Genomic DNA, 17,520 nt, shown 5'->3' with positions numbered 1-17,520 from the left:
TCGTTTTGTTGGTAAGTTTGATACCGGTTCAAGAAATGTGTCCCGCCTGAATCTCCGGGCGCATTCAATAGAAACTCAAAATCTGTCCAGCAAACGTTTGAGATATTCTATCTCTGGTTTCGGGCGCGTCTGATCTGCCGCCCGGTCGCGCAACTCGTTCAACAATTCTCTTGCGCGCCTATAAACATCCGCGCCTTGCAACATACCTTCGTTCGTTCCGGGATTGCCGCGCGCGCCAGCATTACGCCCCAGTGGATCGCGCGCTTGACCTTCACCAGAGACTTGCCCCTGCTGACCCTGATTTTCACTGTTCTGCTGTGCCAAAGCCTCGCCTAGCTGTCGCATGCCTTCACGCAGGGCTTCCATCGCTTCGGCCTGATTGTCGAGTGCTTCGGCAAGATCATTGTTACGCAGTGCTTCTTCTGCTCCATCCATCGCGCGTCCTGCTTGATCAAGTGCACCTCTTGCGGCGTCTCCTTCAGGCGTACCAGCACCGGGCAGCCCGTTTTGTTGCTGGCGCAGCGACTCGCGCAATTCGCGCTGGCGTTCCGCAAGGCTTCGTTCTTGCCCACCGCTTTGGCCATCTCCCTGCAACTCGCCGTCACCAGAGCCCTGCCCCCCTTGACCCTCATGGCTTTGGCCACGGCCTTCTCCGCCATTGCGACCTTCGTTCTCGTCGCTTTGCCCTGCCTGTGCGCCGGGATTAAACTGTTCCTGAAGATCACGGAAAGCATCATCCGAAAGGCCCTGCTGACCGCGCAGAGTTTCTTCCAGCCCTTGCATGGCCTGCTCGCCTTCACCGCCAGGTTCGCCGTTTGGCGCACCTTCGGTCACTTGCATGTTCTCCATCATTTCGGCCAGTTGATCGAGCAGTTCCTGCGCCTCCTCCATGCGGCCCTGTTCCATCAATTCCTGAATGCGGTCCATCATATCCTGAAGGTCCTGCTCGGTCAGTTGCTGCATGTTCCGGCTGTCGGCCTGTTGCTGATCACCACCTTCACGTGGGTTTTGCGCCAACTGGCGCAGGTAATCCTGTGTCGCCTCGCGCAGTTCCTGCATGAGTCCGGCAATCTCCGCGTCGCTTGCACCTTCACGCATTGCCTGGCTTAGCCGGTCCTGCGCGCGATGCATTCTTTCCAATGCGTCTGAAAGATTTCCATCTTCCAGAAGAACAGCAATATCCCAAAGCGCAGTCGCGATTTCCTCTTTCGATTCATCTGACAAGCCTGCATCAACCCCAGCCTCAAGACGTCTGATCGCAACCCGAAGCATCAGATAGGCTGACGTGGAGCGGACGAAATCTTCTGGTCGGTGGGTCACCGCGCGCAAAACCTGCGCAACACGCGGGGCGTTTTCAGTTGCCCAAAGAAGATCGCGCCGTCCTTCAATCACCGAACGCGCGAGCGGGTCAAAAAACCGCCGCCCCGGAAGGGCAATTTCCAGTGGCTCGGACTTTCCGTTTTGTCCCAGTGCATCTTCTGCGCGCAGCACAATCCTGACCGGTAGACCTGACCACGGATGCAAAGACAGGTTTTCGACCAGTGTTTCACTAAATTCACCACGATCACCTGATATGGTCATCGGCAGATCAAGAACGATCGCCTCGCGCGGGTCCGGATCAATAGCCAAACCATAGCGACGATCAACAGCCCCGAGATCGAGCGTTATTTCTGCCTGCCCCCCAACAACACCATAGTCGTCAGTTACAGCAAAGGGCTGCCGCATTTCGCCACTGGCGGCGACATCCATGTCACCATCAAACTCAATGGAAGGTGGCTTATCCGCGATCACGCTTACTTGCCAACTGCGCCCGCCCGACCCTTCAACTGATAACGTACCACCAGTTTCAACTGTGAAAACCTCTGCCAGTTCAGTGTTGTCGGATTGTACTTCGTTACGACCGGAAACCGTTTCCGACACGGCGAGCGACCCCACTTCGCCATAAAGGTGCACAGTTATCAAGCTGCCCTTTGGCAGCAAAAGCGGCCCCTCTGCGATGTCATTCAAATAGAGGCTTGGTTTGCCGGTATATGTCGGTGGCTCGACCCAGCCTTCCCAACTTGGGCCAGTTGCCAATGCCTGACCCCCGACCGCGAGTTCTGTAACGCTCGCAATACGCCAGATAGACCCGAAGCTGACGGCAACGATAAAAGCGAGAACCGCCATGTATCGCAGGCCGAACGGGTCATTGCGGGAAACGCGCAGGTCTGGCTGAACGGCGTGCGCCGCCCGTGTTGCCTCGCGCATTCGCGACAGATGGGCCTTCCATACTGCACGCGACGCTTCATCGTTTGCGCCGATTGCCTGATGGTCTGCCAAAGCCGCCAAAGGTTGCCCGGGTAATGTCGCATCTAACCTTGCTGATGCTTCGATTGCCGAAGGCCAGTAAAACTGGCGTATGCCGCTCCAAACAAACCAAATCATAGCAAGACCGGAAACCACAGCTATGCCCCAGAAAACTTCGCTCGACAATCTGTCGTGCAGGCCAAGCATCAAGGCGGCCAAGACAGCCAGACACACCGTCCAGACAGGCCAGAAAGCGCGCGTAACACGCTCCGCGACCATACCCAAACGCGTGAGCCGCAATGGCCAGCGCAATTTGTTCAGTGTTGCCTTCGTCGGCGAGATTTTAAACTGGCTCATCATCCCTTTCAGCGGCAGATGCGCGATATGCGCGTCAAAGCCATGCGGGGATGTTATCGCGATTTATCATTTCTTCAAAGCTCGGACGTGCGCGTATAACCGCGAATTGATCACCTTTCACCAGAACCTCAGGAATCAAGGGACGGCTGTTGTACTCAGAAGACATGACAGCGCCATATGCGCCAGCAGACCGGAATGCGACAAGGTCACCCTCTGTTATCGGAGGAAGGTGACGCCCTTTTGCAAAGGTATCCCCAGATTCACAAACCGGGCCAACAATGTCATAACGTGTTGTTTCCAAACCCGGAACCGGTTCAGCCACCGGGATGATATCGTGGTATGCATCATACATGGACGGGCGGATCAAATCATTCATTGCGGCGTCAAGTATTAGAAACTTCCGGTCTTCACCCTCTTTCAGATAAATCACTTTGCTGACCAAAATACCCGCATTACCGGAAATCAACCTGCCGGGTTCAATTTCGATCTCACATCCCAAATCACCCAGTGTCCGTTTGATCAAGGCACCATACTCAACCGGCAACGGGGGGGCCGAATTGGAACGCTCGTAGGGAATCCCAAGCCCGCCACCCAGATCAAGACGCCGGATATCATGGCCTTCGGCGCGCAAGGTTTTGGTCAGTTCCGCAACCTTTTGATATGCTGTCTCAAAAGGCTCAAGCTCGGTCAACTGACTGCCGATATGAACGTCGATGCCAATGGCATCGAGTCCCTGCATTCCGGCGGCCATTGCATAGACCTGCACAGCGCGCGAAATTGGAATGCCGAACTTGTTCTCCGATTTACCAGTCGCAATTTTTGCATGTGTTTTTGCATCGACGTCCGGATTCACCCGAACCGCAATAGGCGCAATGACACCCAAAGAGAGGGCAACCTCGTTCAGCGCGAACATTTCTGGTTCGCTCTCGACATTAAATTGTCGAATGCCGCCTTCCAGCGCCATTTTCATTTCTTCACGCGTTTTTCCAACACCGGAAAACACGATCCGCGAGCCAGGGATTCCCGCAGCGCGTGCGCGCAGATATTCACCCCCCGACACTACATCCATCCCGGCGCCGAGATCTCCAAGCACCTTTATCACCGCCTGATTGGAGTTCGATTTCATCGCGAAGCAAACAAGATGATCCGTCCCCTCAAGCGCGTCATCAAACAGCTTGTAGTGACGAGCCAGTGTCGCCGTCGAATAGCAATAAAAAGGGGTTCCAACCTGCGTAGCTATGTCAGCTACACGAACATCTTCTGCGTAAAGTACGCCGTCACGGTAAAGAAAGTGATCCATCAGACGATCGGCCTTGTGCGTAAAAACAGGTAAAACGGCAAGCGGCAGATGACAAAGAAACACATCGGAACAATTGCGCCATTGACAGTGCGGGTCAGATTGATCGGCCGTTGTCTACACATCAGTAGGCAACCGCATTTTGTGTTGGTGGCACAGGTGGGCCATCAACGCCGCAGGCAGCAAGGGCCAATAGCGCAGCAACAAGAATACCCCGGATCATCCCAAAATCTCCTTCCAGCGTTTGACCTGCACACGAACCTGATCAGGTGCCGTACCCCCATAGCTAACTCGGCTCGCCACGGAATTCTGCACACCAAGCACTTCGAACACGTCCTTTGTAATCGCGTCATGAACGGATCGCATATCGTCAAGTGTCAGGTTCGGCAGGTCACATCCTCTGCTTTCTGCCAAAGCGACGAGCGTTCCAGTTACATGATGCGCATCTCGGAACGGCATGTTCAGTGCGCGCACCAACCAATCAGCAAGATCCGTCGCAGTCGAGAACCCGCTGGCAGCGGCAATTTCCAGCGCCTCGCGGTTGGCGGTCATATCGCTGACCATTCCCGTCATTGCCGCAAGGGCCAGCATCAGATTGTCAGCCGCATCGAATACTTGTTCTTTGTCTTCTTGCATGTCCTTTGAATAGGTCAGCGGCAGCCCCTTCATAACAGTGAACAGACCAACCATAGCCCCCATGATCCGGCCAATCTTGGCGCGGATCAGCTCTGCCGCGTCGGGGTTCTTTTTCTGCGGCATGATTGATGAGCCGGTCGAGAACCGGTCGCTCAGCGCAACAAATCTGAACTGGGAAGACGACCAGATAACAAGTTCCTCTGCAAAGCGGCTCAGGTGCATAGCGCAGATTGTTGATGATGAAAGGAATTCGAGCGCAAAATCCCGATCAGCCACTGCATCAAGCGAGTTCGCAGCCGGGCGGTCAAAGCCCAGCGCCTCTGCCGTCATGTGCCGGTCAATCGGAAAGGATGTGCCGGCCAGCGCGGCCGCACCCAATGGGCTTTCATTCATACGAACCCGCGCATCCCGGAACCGCGACATATCGCGGCCAAACATTTCGACGTAAGCCATCATATGGTGGCCCCAGGTCACCGGCTGCGCAACTTGCAGATGGGTAAAGCCGGGCATCACCCAATCCGCCCCTGCTTCAGCCTGATCAAGCAGCGCCTTGCAAAGCGCGGTTAAGCCCTCGATCACTGCATCAACCTGATCACGCACCCAAAGCCTGAAATCGACGGCGACCTGATCATTCCGGCTGCGCCCGGTGTGCAATCGCCCAGCCGGCTCTCCGATCAGGTCTTTCAGACGGGATTCCACATTCATGTGGATATCTTCAAGCGCCGTCGAAAACGTAAAATCGCCACGCTCAATTTCTGACAAGACTGTGAGCAGGCCTTCCCGTATCGCCTGTTCATCACTATCTGTAATGATACCCTGTGCAGCCAACATGGCAGCGTGGGCGCACGAGCCTGCGATATCCTGGGCAGCCATTCGTTTGTCAAACCCGATAGAGGCGTTTATCGCTTCCATGATCGCGTCGGGTCCGGCAGCAAAACGGCCGCCCCACATCGCGTTAGAACTTGTGTTGGTCATGTCAGAACCCCTGGAGGGAAAATGCGGTATTTACGTTCAATGGTCCTATACGCCGGGCTTGCGCTTACTGCAACGACTGCAGCGGCCACTGACATAGCAGAACTGGAAGCGTTGCGCGAAGGGTTGATGCAGAAACTGAACTTTCACGAAGTGCCGCGTGACGGATCAAATGTAGCATTTTTCGACCCGGACGGAGGCAAACATACGCTTGCCGACTATCAGGGCAAATACGTCGTGCTTAACTTCTGGGCGACATGGTGCACCCCCTGCCGCAAAGAAATGCCATCGCTAGACCGGCTTCAGGCCGAAATGGGCAGTGACAAGTTTGAGGTTGTGCCGGTCGCAACCTCCCGCAACCCAATGCCGGCAATTAAGCGTTTCTTTGAGCAAGAAAACATCGCAGAACTGCCAATCTTGCTAGACCCAAGCCGTGAACTGGCCGCTGATCTGGCAGTGCTCAGCCTGCCTGTGACAATGATTCTAAACCCCGAAGGTCAGGAGATTGCCCGTTTGATTGGTGACGCTGAATGGGACAGTGACAGTGCCAAAGCGATATTCGCTGCTCTTCTTGTGGAAGAATAATGGCCGTTTAATGCACGCATACATTCGCCATGCTGACACTTTGAAAGCAACCATTCGCCAGGCTTCTGCGCCTAGAAACACGCCAATTTAGCGAAATCGGTCTAATTTACTTGCTAATTCGCCCCGGTAGTTTATCCGACATTACAAAAGGCCAGTGAGATCCAAAGCAGTATGAACAACGTTTCAATTGACGACCAAACCCCCAGCACCGTGGAAAATGCACGCGACTGGATTCAAATTCTCGCGAAATACCGCAACCCAAGTAAAGTGCGCAGCATCTTTGAGCTTGCCGTCAGCGTTGTACCATTTGTGCTACTCTGGGCAGTTGCTTGGTGGGCTCTCTCGGTCAGTTACTGGCTCGCCCTTGGAATCGCGGCATTGAATGGCGCGTTTTTGGTGCGGCTTTTTGCGATCCAGCATGACTGCGGGCATAGCGCATTCTTCAAAAACCGGTATGCAAATGACTGGGTTGGCCGCGTTCTTGGGGTGCTTACCTTAACCCCTTATGATGTGTGGCGACGCACCCATTCGGTTCATCATTCAAGTTCTGGCAATCTTGATAAGCGTGGCATCGGCGATGTGCATACGATGACAGTGCGTGAATTCCAGAGCATGTCAAAACTGGGTCAGTTGCACTACCGCATTTATCGTCATCCGATCGTGCTGTTCGGACTTGGGCCGATTTATCTGTTTTTCCTTCAGAATCGCTTGCCTTTTGGCCTGATGAAAGCGGGACAAAAATACTGGACGAGCGCCATGTGCACCAACGCTGCAATTGCAGTTATGTTGGGGCTGGCAATTTATTTTGGCGGTTTCATGCCTTTGCTTCTGGTCTACTTACCAACAGTTGTCATCGCCGCAACGATGGGGGTCTGGCTGTTTTATGTGCAGCACCAGTTTGAAGAGACCCAATGGGATGACGACGAAGACTGGCAGCTACACGATGCCGCGCTTCATGGAAGTTCACACTATGATCTTCCCGTTGTACTGCGCTGGCTGACCGCGAATATTGGTGTCCACCATGTGCATCACCTGTACAGCCGCATCCCCTTTTATCGGCTGACCGAGGTTCTGCGTGACTATCCCATTCTGGCAGAAACACAGCGCATGACATTGGTTCAAAGCCTTGCTTGCGTAAAACTTCAGTTGTGGGATGAAAACAACCGCAAGCTCTTGTCTTACGCCGATGCTCGGGCCCTCTACGGCACAAAGTAACGCGCACTGGTACGCCATTCGACAGTCTGGCGGTGGAAATCTGCAATCTTTTCGTGGCAAGGGCATCCAATAAGGTGATCATTCACCATGCCGACAGCCTCCATGAAGGCATAGACAATTGTGGGTCCACAAAACCGAAAACCCGCTGCCTTCAGATCTTTGGAAACTTGCCTGGAAAGCGCTGTTTCGGTTGGCACTTCCGCTTGGGTTTTAAATTGGTTTTGCAATGGTGCACCGCCGACATAGCGCCAAAGAAACTGATCAAACCCTTCCCGCGCCTCAATAACCTGCCAGGCACGCGCATTGCCGATAGTCGCTTCTATTTTTCCACGGTGACGCACAATCCCAGAATCCGCTAACAAGCGGAGCACATCATCCTCTCCCCATTTTGCGATCACATTGGGGTCGAAACCTTTAAAAGCTGCCCTAAAATTTTCACGCTTTTTCAGAATGGTGATCCAGCTCAATCCTGCCTGGAAACCATCAAGAATCAGTTTTTCCCAAAGGGCGCGGCTGTCATACTCTGGCACACCCCATTCTGTGTCGTGGTAGGTCCTATAAATTTCAGAGTCACCGACCCAGCTACAAGCTTCATTCATTTTTTGCAGTCACCACAGCAGTTTAACAAATTGAATCATGGTTAGCTCAATTTCGAATAAAATACGATTGTTCATCTGTTGTTAGGGTTGGAGAAAGCAAAGTATTTTCGCCCAATGATGGAGAAAACCAATGCTATCTGACCTCTCGACGCTCGGCGTCGAAATTGCCGACAGCATTTCCAGCCCACTGTCTGTCGCCATTGAAAGCCGCGATCGTGACACCCTTAAAATGGTGCGCGATGCTTTGAACAGAAAACAGGTGATGCTGGCCTTTCAGCCTATCGTTCAGGCCCGAAATCCCAATCAGATCGCCTTCTATGAAGGGCTTATCAGAATAATGGATGGGAATGGGCGCATCATACCAGCGCGCGATTTTATCGACGTTATTGAAAACAATGAAATGGGTCGGATTATAGACTGCCTGGCGCTTGAGCTGGGTTTAAATACCCTTGCAAATGACGCTGGCTTGCGATTGTCGATCAACATGTCAGCGCGCTCCATAGGGTATCAACGGTGGATGCAGACCCTGAACCATGGTCTCGCGCTCGAACCAACAATTGGCGAACGGCTGATTCTCGAGATCACCGAATCTTCCGCGATGTTGATGCCCGAACTTGTAACAAGCTTTATGGCGGACCTTCAAAAAAAGGGGATCGCATTTGCGCTTGATGATTTTGGCGCAGGGTATACTGCATTTCGCTACCTCAAAGATTTCTATTTCGATGTCATCAAAATCGACGGGCAGTTCGTCCGTGGCATCAGCAAGGAAGCCGATAATCAGGTTCTAACACGCGCCTTGATGTCAATTGCCCAACACTTTGATATGTTTACAGTCGCAGAAGCCGTAGAAAACGTAGAGGATGCGATCTTTTTAACCGAAATGGGTATTGATTGCCTGCAGGGCTATTACTTTGGCGCACCCTTTGTAAAGCGGCCTTCCGGCCCTGAATTGAAGCGCGCTTGAGCGCGAGAATGATATTCGCGAAAGTGTGAGACACCCTGTCCGTTGCTCTTTCAGGGCAGACCCCCTAAGACTCTGCGGGAATAAGCTAGCTGGGCTTCGAATGCACGACCAAGCGTTGTGTGCCGTCCTTGCCCAATTCCAAAACCGAAAGAGGAAATCTTACATGACCAACGTTGTTATTGCCTCCGCCGCCCGTACTGCTGTTGGCAGCTTTGGCGGTTCTTTTGCCAATACTCCAGCACATGATCTTGGTGCAGCCGTTCTTGAAGCTGTGGTTGAGCGGGCAGGCATCGAAAAAGCCGAAGTATCAGAAACCATTTTGGGGCAAGTTCTGACAGCAGGTCAGGGTCAGAACCCTGCGCGCCAGGCACATATCAATGCAGGTCTTCCAATCGAATCTGCAGCGTGGAGCATTAATCAGGTCTGTGGGTCTGGTCTTCGTGCGGTTGCACTTGGTGCCCAGCATATCCAACTGGGCGACGCGGAAATCGTTGCTGCAGGTGGTCAGGAAAGCATGACTTTGTCACCGCATGTTGCGCATCTTCGTGCGGGCCACAAAATGGGCGACGTGAAATACATCGACTCGATGATCCGTGACGGTCTTTGGGACGCGTTCAATGGCTACCACATGGGCCAAACAGCCGAGAACGTTGCCAACCAATGGCAGATCAGCCGCGACACGCAGGACGAATTTGCAGTGGCCAGCCAAAACAAAGCCGAAACCGCACAAAAGGCCGGCAAATTTGCCGATGAAATCACCGCATTCACCGTCAAAACACGCAAAGGTGACATCGTTGTCGATGCTGACGAATACATTCGCCATGGCGCGACAATGGAAGCAATGCAAAAATTGCGCCCTGCCTTTACCAAGGATGGCTCCGTCACTGCAGCCAACGCATCAGGTTTGAATGATGGTGCCGCCGCGACGTTGCTGATGAGCGCAGCGAATGCTGAAAAACGCGGTATTCAGCCCCTCGCCCGTATTGCGTCCTATGCAACAGTCGGCCTCGACCCGTCTGTTATGGGCGCTGGCCCGATCTATGCATCGCGCAAGGCATTGGAAAAAGCTGGCTGGTCTGTTGGTGATCTCGACCTCGTCGAAGCCAATGAAGCCTTCGCAGCGCAAGCCTGTGCTGTGAACAATGACATGGGCTGGGATCCTTCGATTGTTAACGTGAACGGTGGTGCAATCGCCATTGGTCACCCCATTGGTGCCTCTGGTTGCCGGATTCTAAACACCTTGCTTTTTGAAATGCAGCGCCGTGATGCGAAGCGTGGCCTTGCGACACTTTGTATTGGTGGCGGTATGGGTGTTGCTCTCTGCGTTGAACGCGACTAAACAACGTGATGGGTGCGCAATAAAATTGCGCACCCTGTCACAAATTTGTAACTTGATTACACACTAGTCGGAGGAATTATGGCCAGAGTTGCACTTGTCACCGGAGGGTCGCGCGGTATTGGAGCGGCGATTTCTGTTGCTTTAAAGAACGCAGGATACACCGTCGCCGCAAACTACGCAGGCAACGATGAAGCCGCATCCAAATTTACTGAAGAAACCGGAATTCCAACTTATAAATGGTCGGTCGCAGACTACGATTCATGCGTGGAAGGTATTGCGAAGGTTGAAGCCGATCTTGGTCCAGTTGATATTCTGGTCAATAACGCCGGCATTACCCGCGACGCACCATTTCACAAAATGACACCTGAGCAATGGCATCAGGTCATCGACACCAACCTGTCAGGTGTTTTCAATATGACTCACCCGATCTGGCCGGGCATGCGCGAACGTAAGTTTGGACGTATCATCACAATTAGTTCGATCAACGGTCAGAAAGGCCAGTTCGCACAGGTGAACTACGCTGCCTCCAAGGCTGGCGATCTTGGTATCACCAAATCACTGGCCCAAGAAGGCGCGCGTTTTGGCATCACGGCGAACGCGGTTTGCCCAGGCTACATCGCAACCGAAATGGTTATGGCAGTTCCTGAAAAGGTTCGCGAGTCTATCATTTCTCAAATTCCTGCAGGTCGCCTTGGCGAGCCTGCAGAAATCGCACGATGCGTGACATTCCTCGCATCTGACGAGTCGGAATTCATCAATGGTTCCACAATTTCTGCGAACGGGGCTCAGTTCTTCGTTTAAGAAAGCCTAATTCAATATCAAAAGGCCACCCTTTGGGGTGGCCTTTTTTGTAACACCGCAGCCAAACTTGGTTAGACTGCCGCTCCGGAACGGCGCTTGCTGGTTCGGCGAAACAATCCTGACAATATGGCCTTTAGCGCATCTGCGCGTGCTTGATGCGCTGCTTCAAATGCATTTCGTGTCTTTCTTGATGTTGTGCCTTCAATCATTTTATTACCTATCTACATTTGAAAAACTGAACTGGAATTCAGATCGACGTTCTGAAGGTTATTTACAAACAAGGCTTTTAGTCGCTTCGGTTTAGTTTTACTTAACTGTATGCAGGATCGTTTACTGCCCTTCGTGCCTTTGAGGCTGCTGCACGGCATATGAGCTTTGCCAAAGCCGCAGACATAGGAACATCGCCAAAGGTTGGTCCTCGACTCTCCCACGCAGATCACGCACATGATGCTGCGATCTCCGGCAGCGGTGTTGTATTGGGGCACTATTCGCTTGCGGAAAAAGCCCTGCGAGATGGGCAGCTCGCCGCCCCATTTAAGATTGCAATTGACTTACCCTACAAATACAGATTCGTGTGCCTAAGTGGCACAGAGACACGCCTAAATATTGCTGCGTTCAAACAATAGCTTCATTCGGAAATTAGTGTAATGAAAACTTTCCGCGACAGACACGATTTCATCAACGCTGATGAGCTATCTGGATGACCCGCAGTAAAGCAACAGGCATCGGTTTTGTCGCAGTCCTACTGTGGGCTTTGCTTGCACTTTTCACCGTTGGATCTGCACCGGTTCCACCGTTGCAGCTTAGCGCCATATGCTTTGCGATCGGTGCCGGGATCGGTTTGATTTGGGCGGCACGGACCGGCGGTCTGAAACAACTCAGACATGTTTCGTGGAAGGTTTATGCCTTCGGCACGTTTGGGCTGTTTGGTTATCACTTTTTTTATTTCACGGCTTTACGCATCGCACCGGCTGCTGAAGCTGGTTTGATTGCCTATTTGTGGCCCCTGCTCATCGTTCTGATGTCTGGTTTATTGCCGGGCGAACATCTGCGTAAAGGGCATGTGATAGGCGGGCTAATCGGCTTTGCAGGTGCAGCGCTCATCGTTGCAAAAGGTGGCGTAGGCTTTCAGACCAGCGCGTTACCAGGCTATGCGCTGGCATTTCTCTGTGCATTGACATGGGCAAGCTATTCCGTTTTGTCGCGACGCTTAGGCGACACACCTACCGCAAGCGTTGCCGTTTTTTGCGCGCTAACAGCTGTGCTTGCCTTTGGCGCGCATCTTTTCATGGAAGAAACGCAATGGCCCACGTCAGCAATCGGCTGGTTATCTTGTATCGCACTGGGGCTGGGGCCTGTCGGCCTTGCGTTTTATGTTTGGGATATTGGCGTAAAACAAGGTGACATCCAGCTTCTGGGTGTTGCCTCTTACGCAGCACCACTTTTGTCTACAATTGCGTTGATTCTTGCCGGGGTCGCAACGGCCAACTGGCCTCTTTTGCTGGCTGCAGCCCTGATTGCTGGTGGCGCAGCTCTGGCGGCACGCGCCAGCGCTGCAGCCTCCGATTCCAACTAGGCGTCGGTTAAACGTGTAATTTCTTCTTTTAATTTGAGTTTTCGTTTTTTCATTTTAGCGATCTGAAATTCATCAGCGCCCGGGCTGCGTTGCGCGGCCTCTACTTCCTCAGATAATGTTTGATGCTTCTTGCGGAGTTCCTGTACATGTGAACTCATTGTCATTCTTGTCCTCCGTCATATAAGATTTACCATCACATACAGTCGAACACAGATTTTGAGTCGTGTCACGCTTCACCGCAGCATGCGGCGGATTTTTTCCCGGTAAAATGCGAAATACCTTAGTAACCCTAGCGCCCACCAAACTTGAGAGCCACACCGTCGCGCAACACTGACCGAATCTGATCCGTGTAGCTTTCCCGATCACCAGCATGCGCTACCCCCTGATGCATAACACGCGGAGAATAAAGCCGAAAAGCGGCGCGACCACCCTTGCGCGCACGCAACAAGAATAAATGCGAGTCGCGCCCTAAACGCGCTGCAAGCGGCAGTATTTCGATACTTCCAAGCCTTGCGCTCACTGCCTCAAGTAACTCAGGAAGGCGGCGAATATCTTGTATAAAAGTTGCGTAGCCTTTGGGTTTAAGTCTTTTGGCAGCCGCCTGAACCCAATCTTTCATTAACGTTGCACCCGCCAAGGCGATATCACGCCCCGCATCTGGTGCGGCTGTACCATGTGCGCGATCAAAATAAGGGGGGTTGGCGATGATATGATCAAAGCTTTGGTTAAGCAGTTCTTTGGGCAGCACCCGCAAATCGCCATTATAAACAGCCATTTCCAGATTGTTGCGCGCGGCATTTTGTACGGCCAGTTCACTATATTCGGGCTGTAATTCAATCCCACTCAGGGATAACCCTTTGACCCTGTGTCCTAAACAAAGACTTGCAACACCTGCGCCACACCCAAGTTCAAGAACCGACTGCCCGGGAATTGCTGGAACCGAAGCGGCAAGCAAAACCGGATCAACACCCGCGCGATACCCCTTTGCTGGTTGCAGTATGTCCAACGCCCCTCCTAAGAAATGGTCGGACGTTAGCGTATTGGGATCAAATCTCATCTTTTCAGGACCCAAGCGGTATTTCATTGTCACTCATAACGGATCGCGCAATGAACAGATCGGATTGACGTACCATCAACCTTCGTGGAAAGATTCCAATTGATCCTTCCAGCACGCTCATATTTACGCCCATTTCAAAGCAGTCTATACCCTCGCCTTGAAGGAGCGCTTTGGCATATGCAATAATCGTCGGGTCGTTTGTTCTGAGAAGCTCTTTCATAATGATGAGATAAGGGCATGGCGTACGATTCGTCGAGCTATGTGACGGGGATGTGATGGGGCTGGTTGAAGAAAGCATAAAACCACATGAACGCCTGAGCGAACATCTGGCCGATGATTTAGCTGCAGTTAACGTGCTTATTCGCGAGCGTATGGCGTCAAAGCACGCGCCGCGTATCCCTCAGGTAACAGCACATCTTGTTGAGGCCGGGGGTAAAAGGTTACGCCCGATGCTGACACTAGCCGCAGCCCGACTATGCAATTACGATGGCCCGTACCATGTGCATCTTGCTGCCACTGTGGAGTTTATCCACACGGCGACCTTGCTGCACGATGACGTTGTCGATGAATCAGGTCAACGGCGCGGGCGACCCACGGCAAACCTTCTGTGGGATAATAAATCCAGCGTTTTGGTTGGAGACTACCTGTTTTCACGCTCGTTTCAGTTGATGGTTGAAACCGGCTCACTGAAGGTTCTTGATATTCTGGCAAATGCATCGGCCACTATCGCCGAAGGTGAAGTATTGCAACTTACCGCCGCACAGGATCTTGCGACGACGGAAGATATTTATATGCAGGTTGTGCGTGGTAAAACCGCTGCGTTGTTTTCTGCTGCCACAAAAGTTGGCGGTGTTATCGCCAATGCACCCGAGGCTCAGGTTGCTGCGCTGTCCACTTATGGTGATGCGCTCGGAATAAGCTTTCAAATCGTTGATGATCTGCTCGACTATTGGGGTTCGGGCGCGACTGGCAAGAACGTTGGCGATGATTTTCGCGAACGAAAACTCACGCTACCTGTCATTAAAGCCGTCGCAAAAGCCAATGAAGAAGAACACGCTTTTTGGGTCCGGGCAATTGAAAAGGGTGCGCAGGGCGGCGGTGATCTAGACCATGCGCTGGTCCTGCTTAAAAAGCACAATGCCATGGAAGAGACGCGGATCGAGGCTTTGTCATGGGCCGCAAAAGCCAAGGATGCGCTTTGCGTACTACCGGACGCGCCAATCCGTCATATGCTGACAGACATCGCTGACTACGTTGTTGAACGGGTTAATTGACGCCGGATCCTAACGTTCCGGTGGCGACCCACCATTCAGGATGCCTGACTGAAATGGATCGCGTGGCTATCGAGGCGTCTTCCTCTGTTGCGTACAGCCCAAAACACGTTGCACCAGAACCTGACATGCGTGTCAGAACAAGCTTTTTAGTCGTGGCCAGAGCCGCCAGAACATCGCCGATCACAGGCTCCATAGCGATTGCGCCGGGCTGAAGGTCATTGCGCTGGTCCAAGAGCCAGGCCGTCATTTCGCCCAGGTTTTTGAACACAGGAATAATTTCGGGCATCGATGGGTTTTCTTTTGAGGCCAAGGCCTTAAACGACCGCGGAGTCGAAATTTCCACGCCTGGATTGACCAATACAACCCAGACAGGCGGAAGCGCGGGTATGGGCGTCAGAACTTCACCGATCCCCTGCATCCGAGCAGTTTTACTTTCAAGACAAATCGGTACATCCGCACCAAGCGAAAGAATGTCCGGAGCAGATGGCAAGGGTTGTTTGTAAAGCTTGTGAATCGCGCGCAGCATGGCCGCGGCATCCGCCGAACCTCCACCAATACCCGATGCTGCAGGCAAATGTTTTTCCAGCGTGATCGATGCACTCTGACCTGAAAGCATCAAATCTGCTGCGCGTAAAACTAGGTTGCTGTCATCAGTCGGAACACCCATGGCGCGCGGCCCTCTAACAGTAAAATGCATCTCAGGCGCTTTATCGACAGCGACCCAATCACCGATATCGGCGAACGCGACCAGGCTATCAATCAGGTGGTAACCATCACTCTGCTGCCCGGTAACATGAAGCGTCAGATTGATCTTAGCGGGGGCAAATTCCCTAATCGTCATTTGCAACAAACAGCGCTTCCGATCCCTCTTCCAGCAATACTGCGTCTAGCCCAATTTCAAGCTTGCGCAATATACGTGCAGCATCTTTTTCTTCAGGATCGAACGACATAGCCCGGCGCCATTGGAATTCTGACTCGCGGGTTCTGCCGACGGCCCATAGGACATCACCCAGATGATCGCTAACGATTGGATCAACCGGCGCCAGTTCCGCAGCGCGCTCCATATGAACAATCGCTTCCTCGTAGCGCCCTAGCCGAAACAATGCCCAGGCCAATGAATCGACGATGTAACCGTCGTCAGGGCGCGCGGCCACCGCTTCTTCGATCATCGCAAGTGCCTCATCCAGCTTGATTTGTTGTTCGACTAAAGAATATCCAAGATAGTTCAGAACATGTGGTTGGCCAGGATTAAGTTCTAATGCTTTCCTGAAATCCGCTTCCGATTCATCCCATCGGTTTTCGCGTTCACGCGTTATTCCACGCGAATAAAACGCGATCCACTGATCTCTTTCCGGTTCCTCAAACAGAGCGATTGCACGATCATACGCTTCTGTCGCTTCAGCATAACGCTGCAACCCGCGCAACGTATCGCCGAGGGTCGAGTGAACGATTGGCAATTTATTATGGCTTTCAGCCAACTGCATCAGCACTTCGATCGCCGCGTCGGGCTTGCCAGAATTGCGAAGCGCCTCTGAACGGCCAAGCTCAGCTATGTGATAGACAAAGCTGTCACGAGGGACCTGATCGTAGACCTCCGTTGCCAGTTCATAGCGTTCAAGTCTTTCCAGTATACTGGCAGTCAGCAAAAGCGCCTCTTCATGATCAGGGCTTAAAAACCCAGCAATGCGCGAATAAAGCAATGTATAGGCTGGTGACGCTTCGCTACTAAGGACGCTGGCGACTGTAAAGAATACTTCAGTAATCCCGTCCTGTGCGCTGGAAACTTGCGTAAATGGCAATGTTTCACCCGTTTCAAGTGCTGCACGCATCTCGGCGATCCCGGGCTCTGTATTGCCTTCAAATATGAGATCCAAAAGTTCTAATGCATCGCTGTTGCGCTCTAACTGGCTCAGGATTTCGATATGCGCAATCACGCCACTGCGCGTTGCGCGGAGCGGTCCATTTGCTTCGCCAGACAAAATTTTGTCAGCGCCTTCATAGTCTCCGACCAGTGCAAGCGCCAATGCCTTGTGGTAAAGGCCAAAAGCGCGAGTACCGCGAATTTGCGTTACGTCATCAAAACCCGTCAGGGCCTCTGTCATCTGACCTTTTCCAACCAAAGCCCATGACTGAACCAGACCATCGACCAAGGGGCCAATTCTGTGACCGTCCTTGTAGTCGTTTAAAACAGCGTCAAAATCACCAGCGGCAATATTATTGGCGATCAGCACCATAAACCCAGCCTGACTTTCCAACCCGTCGGCCCGCATTTTTCTGGCAATAGGCAAAGCGGACTCAAGCTCGCCAAGCCCCAAATACGTCGCAACAGCGCTGTCCAAAAGAACCGGGTTTGAGGGGTCTTGCGCAAGCGCCATTGTGAAATAGCGGGCTGCCGCTTCATAATCCGATTCGATGCTTGCTTGCCTTGCGGCCAGATAAGCCCCGGCCAATCCTTCGGAAAATACCGGCCCGGAAGGGGCGAGCGCGAGCGTTGAAACTGCAAGTATTTTTAGATGCCTGATCATATGAAGGGGTGCCTCGAATTTATACCTCGCCGAAAAG

General features: G+C 52.7%; 17 protein-coding genes. 7 read left to right on the top strand and 10 right to left on the bottom strand.

Annotated elements, in window-relative coordinates:
* Positions 1-75: 75 nt before the first annotated feature.
* The 4 genes from MWU63_RS07740 to argH all read right to left on the bottom strand — a co-directional run bounded on the left by MWU63_RS07740 (position 76) and on the right by argH (position 5,551).
* Entirely contained in the window at positions 76-2,643 is a 2,568-nt protein-coding gene (locus MWU63_RS07740) for a TIGR02302 family protein (protein ID WP_213889351.1), read from the bottom strand.
* 34 nt (positions 2,644-2,677) lie between these two features.
* Positions 2,678-3,943 carry a diaminopimelate decarboxylase gene (lysA, locus tag MWU63_RS07735; protein WP_213889352.1) on the bottom strand — a complete coding sequence of 422 codons (1,266 nt, stop codon included), beginning with the start codon at positions 3,941-3,943 and terminating at the stop codon, positions 2,678-2,680.
* Between the two features lie 121 nt (positions 3,944-4,064).
* Positions 4,065-4,163, bottom strand: coding sequence for a lipoprotein (locus MWU63_RS20470; RefSeq protein WP_343229458.1), 99 nt, complete (start codon positions 4,161-4,163; stop codon positions 4,065-4,067).
* Entirely contained in the window at positions 4,160-5,551 is a 1,392-nt protein-coding gene (gene argH, locus MWU63_RS07730; RefSeq protein ID WP_213889353.1) for an argininosuccinate lyase, read from the bottom strand. The genes MWU63_RS20470 and argH overlap by 4 nt, the downstream gene beginning before the upstream one ends.
* A 21-nt stretch (positions 5,552-5,572) precedes the next feature.
* On the opposite strand from argH, the gene MWU63_RS07725 reads away from it, so the two are divergent.
* The gene (locus MWU63_RS07725; protein WP_213889355.1) at positions 5,573-6,133 is read left to right on the top strand and encodes a TlpA disulfide reductase family protein; all 561 of its coding nucleotides are present in this window, start codon (positions 5,573-5,575) and stop codon (positions 6,131-6,133) included.
* A 171-nt stretch (positions 6,134-6,304) separates the two neighbouring features.
* Positions 6,305-7,348 (top strand): fatty acid desaturase, encoded by a 1,044-nt coding sequence (locus MWU63_RS07720; protein ID WP_213889357.1) that lies wholly within the window; start codon positions 6,305-6,307, stop codon positions 7,346-7,348.
* Here the strand turns inward: MWU63_RS07720 and MWU63_RS07715 are convergent.
* The gene (locus MWU63_RS07715; RefSeq protein WP_213889359.1) at positions 7,333-7,947 is read right to left on the bottom strand and encodes a DNA-3-methyladenine glycosylase I; all 615 of its coding nucleotides are present in this window, start codon (positions 7,945-7,947) and stop codon (positions 7,333-7,335) included. The genes MWU63_RS07720 and MWU63_RS07715 overlap by 16 nt on opposite strands.
* Positions 7,948-8,077: 130 nt before the next feature.
* Between MWU63_RS07715 and MWU63_RS07710 the strand changes: the two genes are divergently transcribed.
* The 4 genes from MWU63_RS07710 (at position 8,078) to MWU63_RS07695 (ending at position 12,627) form a co-directional block, all read left to right on the top strand.
* Positions 8,078-8,911 (top strand): EAL domain-containing protein, encoded by an 834-nt coding sequence (locus MWU63_RS07710; RefSeq protein ID WP_213889364.1) that lies wholly within the window; start codon positions 8,078-8,080, stop codon positions 8,909-8,911.
* Positions 8,912-9,074: 163 nt separating this feature from the next.
* A complete protein-coding gene (locus MWU63_RS07705) occupies positions 9,075-10,250 on the top strand; it encodes an acetyl-CoA C-acetyltransferase (protein WP_213889365.1) in 1,176 nt (391 codons plus the stop codon).
* A 78-nt stretch (positions 10,251-10,328) separates the two neighbouring features.
* Positions 10,329-11,051, top strand: coding sequence for an acetoacetyl-CoA reductase (gene phbB / locus MWU63_RS07700; RefSeq protein ID WP_213889367.1), 723 nt, complete (start codon positions 10,329-10,331; stop codon positions 11,049-11,051).
* Positions 11,052-11,751: 700 nt separating this feature from the next.
* Positions 11,752-12,627, top strand: coding sequence for an EamA family transporter (locus MWU63_RS07695; protein ID WP_213889369.1), 876 nt, complete (start codon positions 11,752-11,754; stop codon positions 12,625-12,627).
* On the opposite strand, the gene MWU63_RS07690 is transcribed toward MWU63_RS07695, so the two are convergent.
* The 3 genes from MWU63_RS07690 to MWU63_RS07680 all read right to left on the bottom strand — a co-directional run bounded on the left by MWU63_RS07690 (position 12,624) and on the right by MWU63_RS07680 (position 13,904).
* Positions 12,624-12,791, bottom strand: a complete 168-nt coding sequence (locus tag MWU63_RS07690) for a DUF465 domain-containing protein (RefSeq protein WP_213889370.1) — start codon at positions 12,789-12,791, stop codon at positions 12,624-12,626. The genes MWU63_RS07695 and MWU63_RS07690 overlap by 4 nt on opposite strands.
* A 125-nt stretch (positions 12,792-12,916) precedes the next feature.
* Positions 12,917-13,684 carry a methyltransferase gene (locus MWU63_RS07685; protein ID WP_213889452.1) on the bottom strand — a complete coding sequence of 256 codons (768 nt, stop codon included), beginning with the start codon at positions 13,682-13,684 and terminating at the stop codon, positions 12,917-12,919.
* Between the two features lie 4 nt (positions 13,685-13,688).
* Positions 13,689-13,904: a DUF2007 domain-containing protein gene (locus MWU63_RS07680; RefSeq protein ID WP_247077465.1), complete on the bottom strand. Its 216-nt coding sequence runs from the start codon at positions 13,902-13,904 to the stop codon at positions 13,689-13,691.
* A gap of 55 nt (positions 13,905-13,959) precedes the next feature.
* On the opposite strand from MWU63_RS07680, the gene MWU63_RS07675 reads away from it, so the two are divergent.
* Entirely contained in the window at positions 13,960-14,958 is a 999-nt protein-coding gene (locus MWU63_RS07675; protein ID WP_213889376.1) for a polyprenyl synthetase family protein, read from the top strand.
* On the opposite strand, the gene MWU63_RS07670 is transcribed toward MWU63_RS07675, so the two are convergent.
* A complete protein-coding gene (locus MWU63_RS07670; RefSeq protein ID WP_247077463.1) occupies positions 14,951-15,799 on the bottom strand; it encodes a 4-(cytidine 5'-diphospho)-2-C-methyl-D-erythritol kinase in 849 nt (282 codons plus the stop codon). The genes MWU63_RS07675 and MWU63_RS07670 overlap by 8 nt on opposite strands.
* The gene (locus MWU63_RS07665) at positions 15,789-17,483 is read right to left on the bottom strand and encodes a tetratricopeptide repeat protein (RefSeq protein WP_247077460.1); all 1,695 of its coding nucleotides are present in this window, start codon (positions 17,481-17,483) and stop codon (positions 15,789-15,791) included. Before MWU63_RS07665 ends, MWU63_RS07670 begins: the two co-directional genes overlap by 11 nt.
* Between the last annotated feature and the right edge of the window lie 37 nt (positions 17,484-17,520).

Origin of the sequence: Pseudohalocynthiibacter sp. F2068, from assembly GCF_023015645.1 — a bacterium.
Taxonomy (GTDB): Bacteria; Pseudomonadota; Alphaproteobacteria; order Rhodobacterales; family Rhodobacteraceae; genus Pseudohalocynthiibacter; species Pseudohalocynthiibacter aestuariivivens.
Note: the sequence above shows the minus strand (reverse complement) of the source record. Positions and strands in the feature narration are given on the sequence as shown.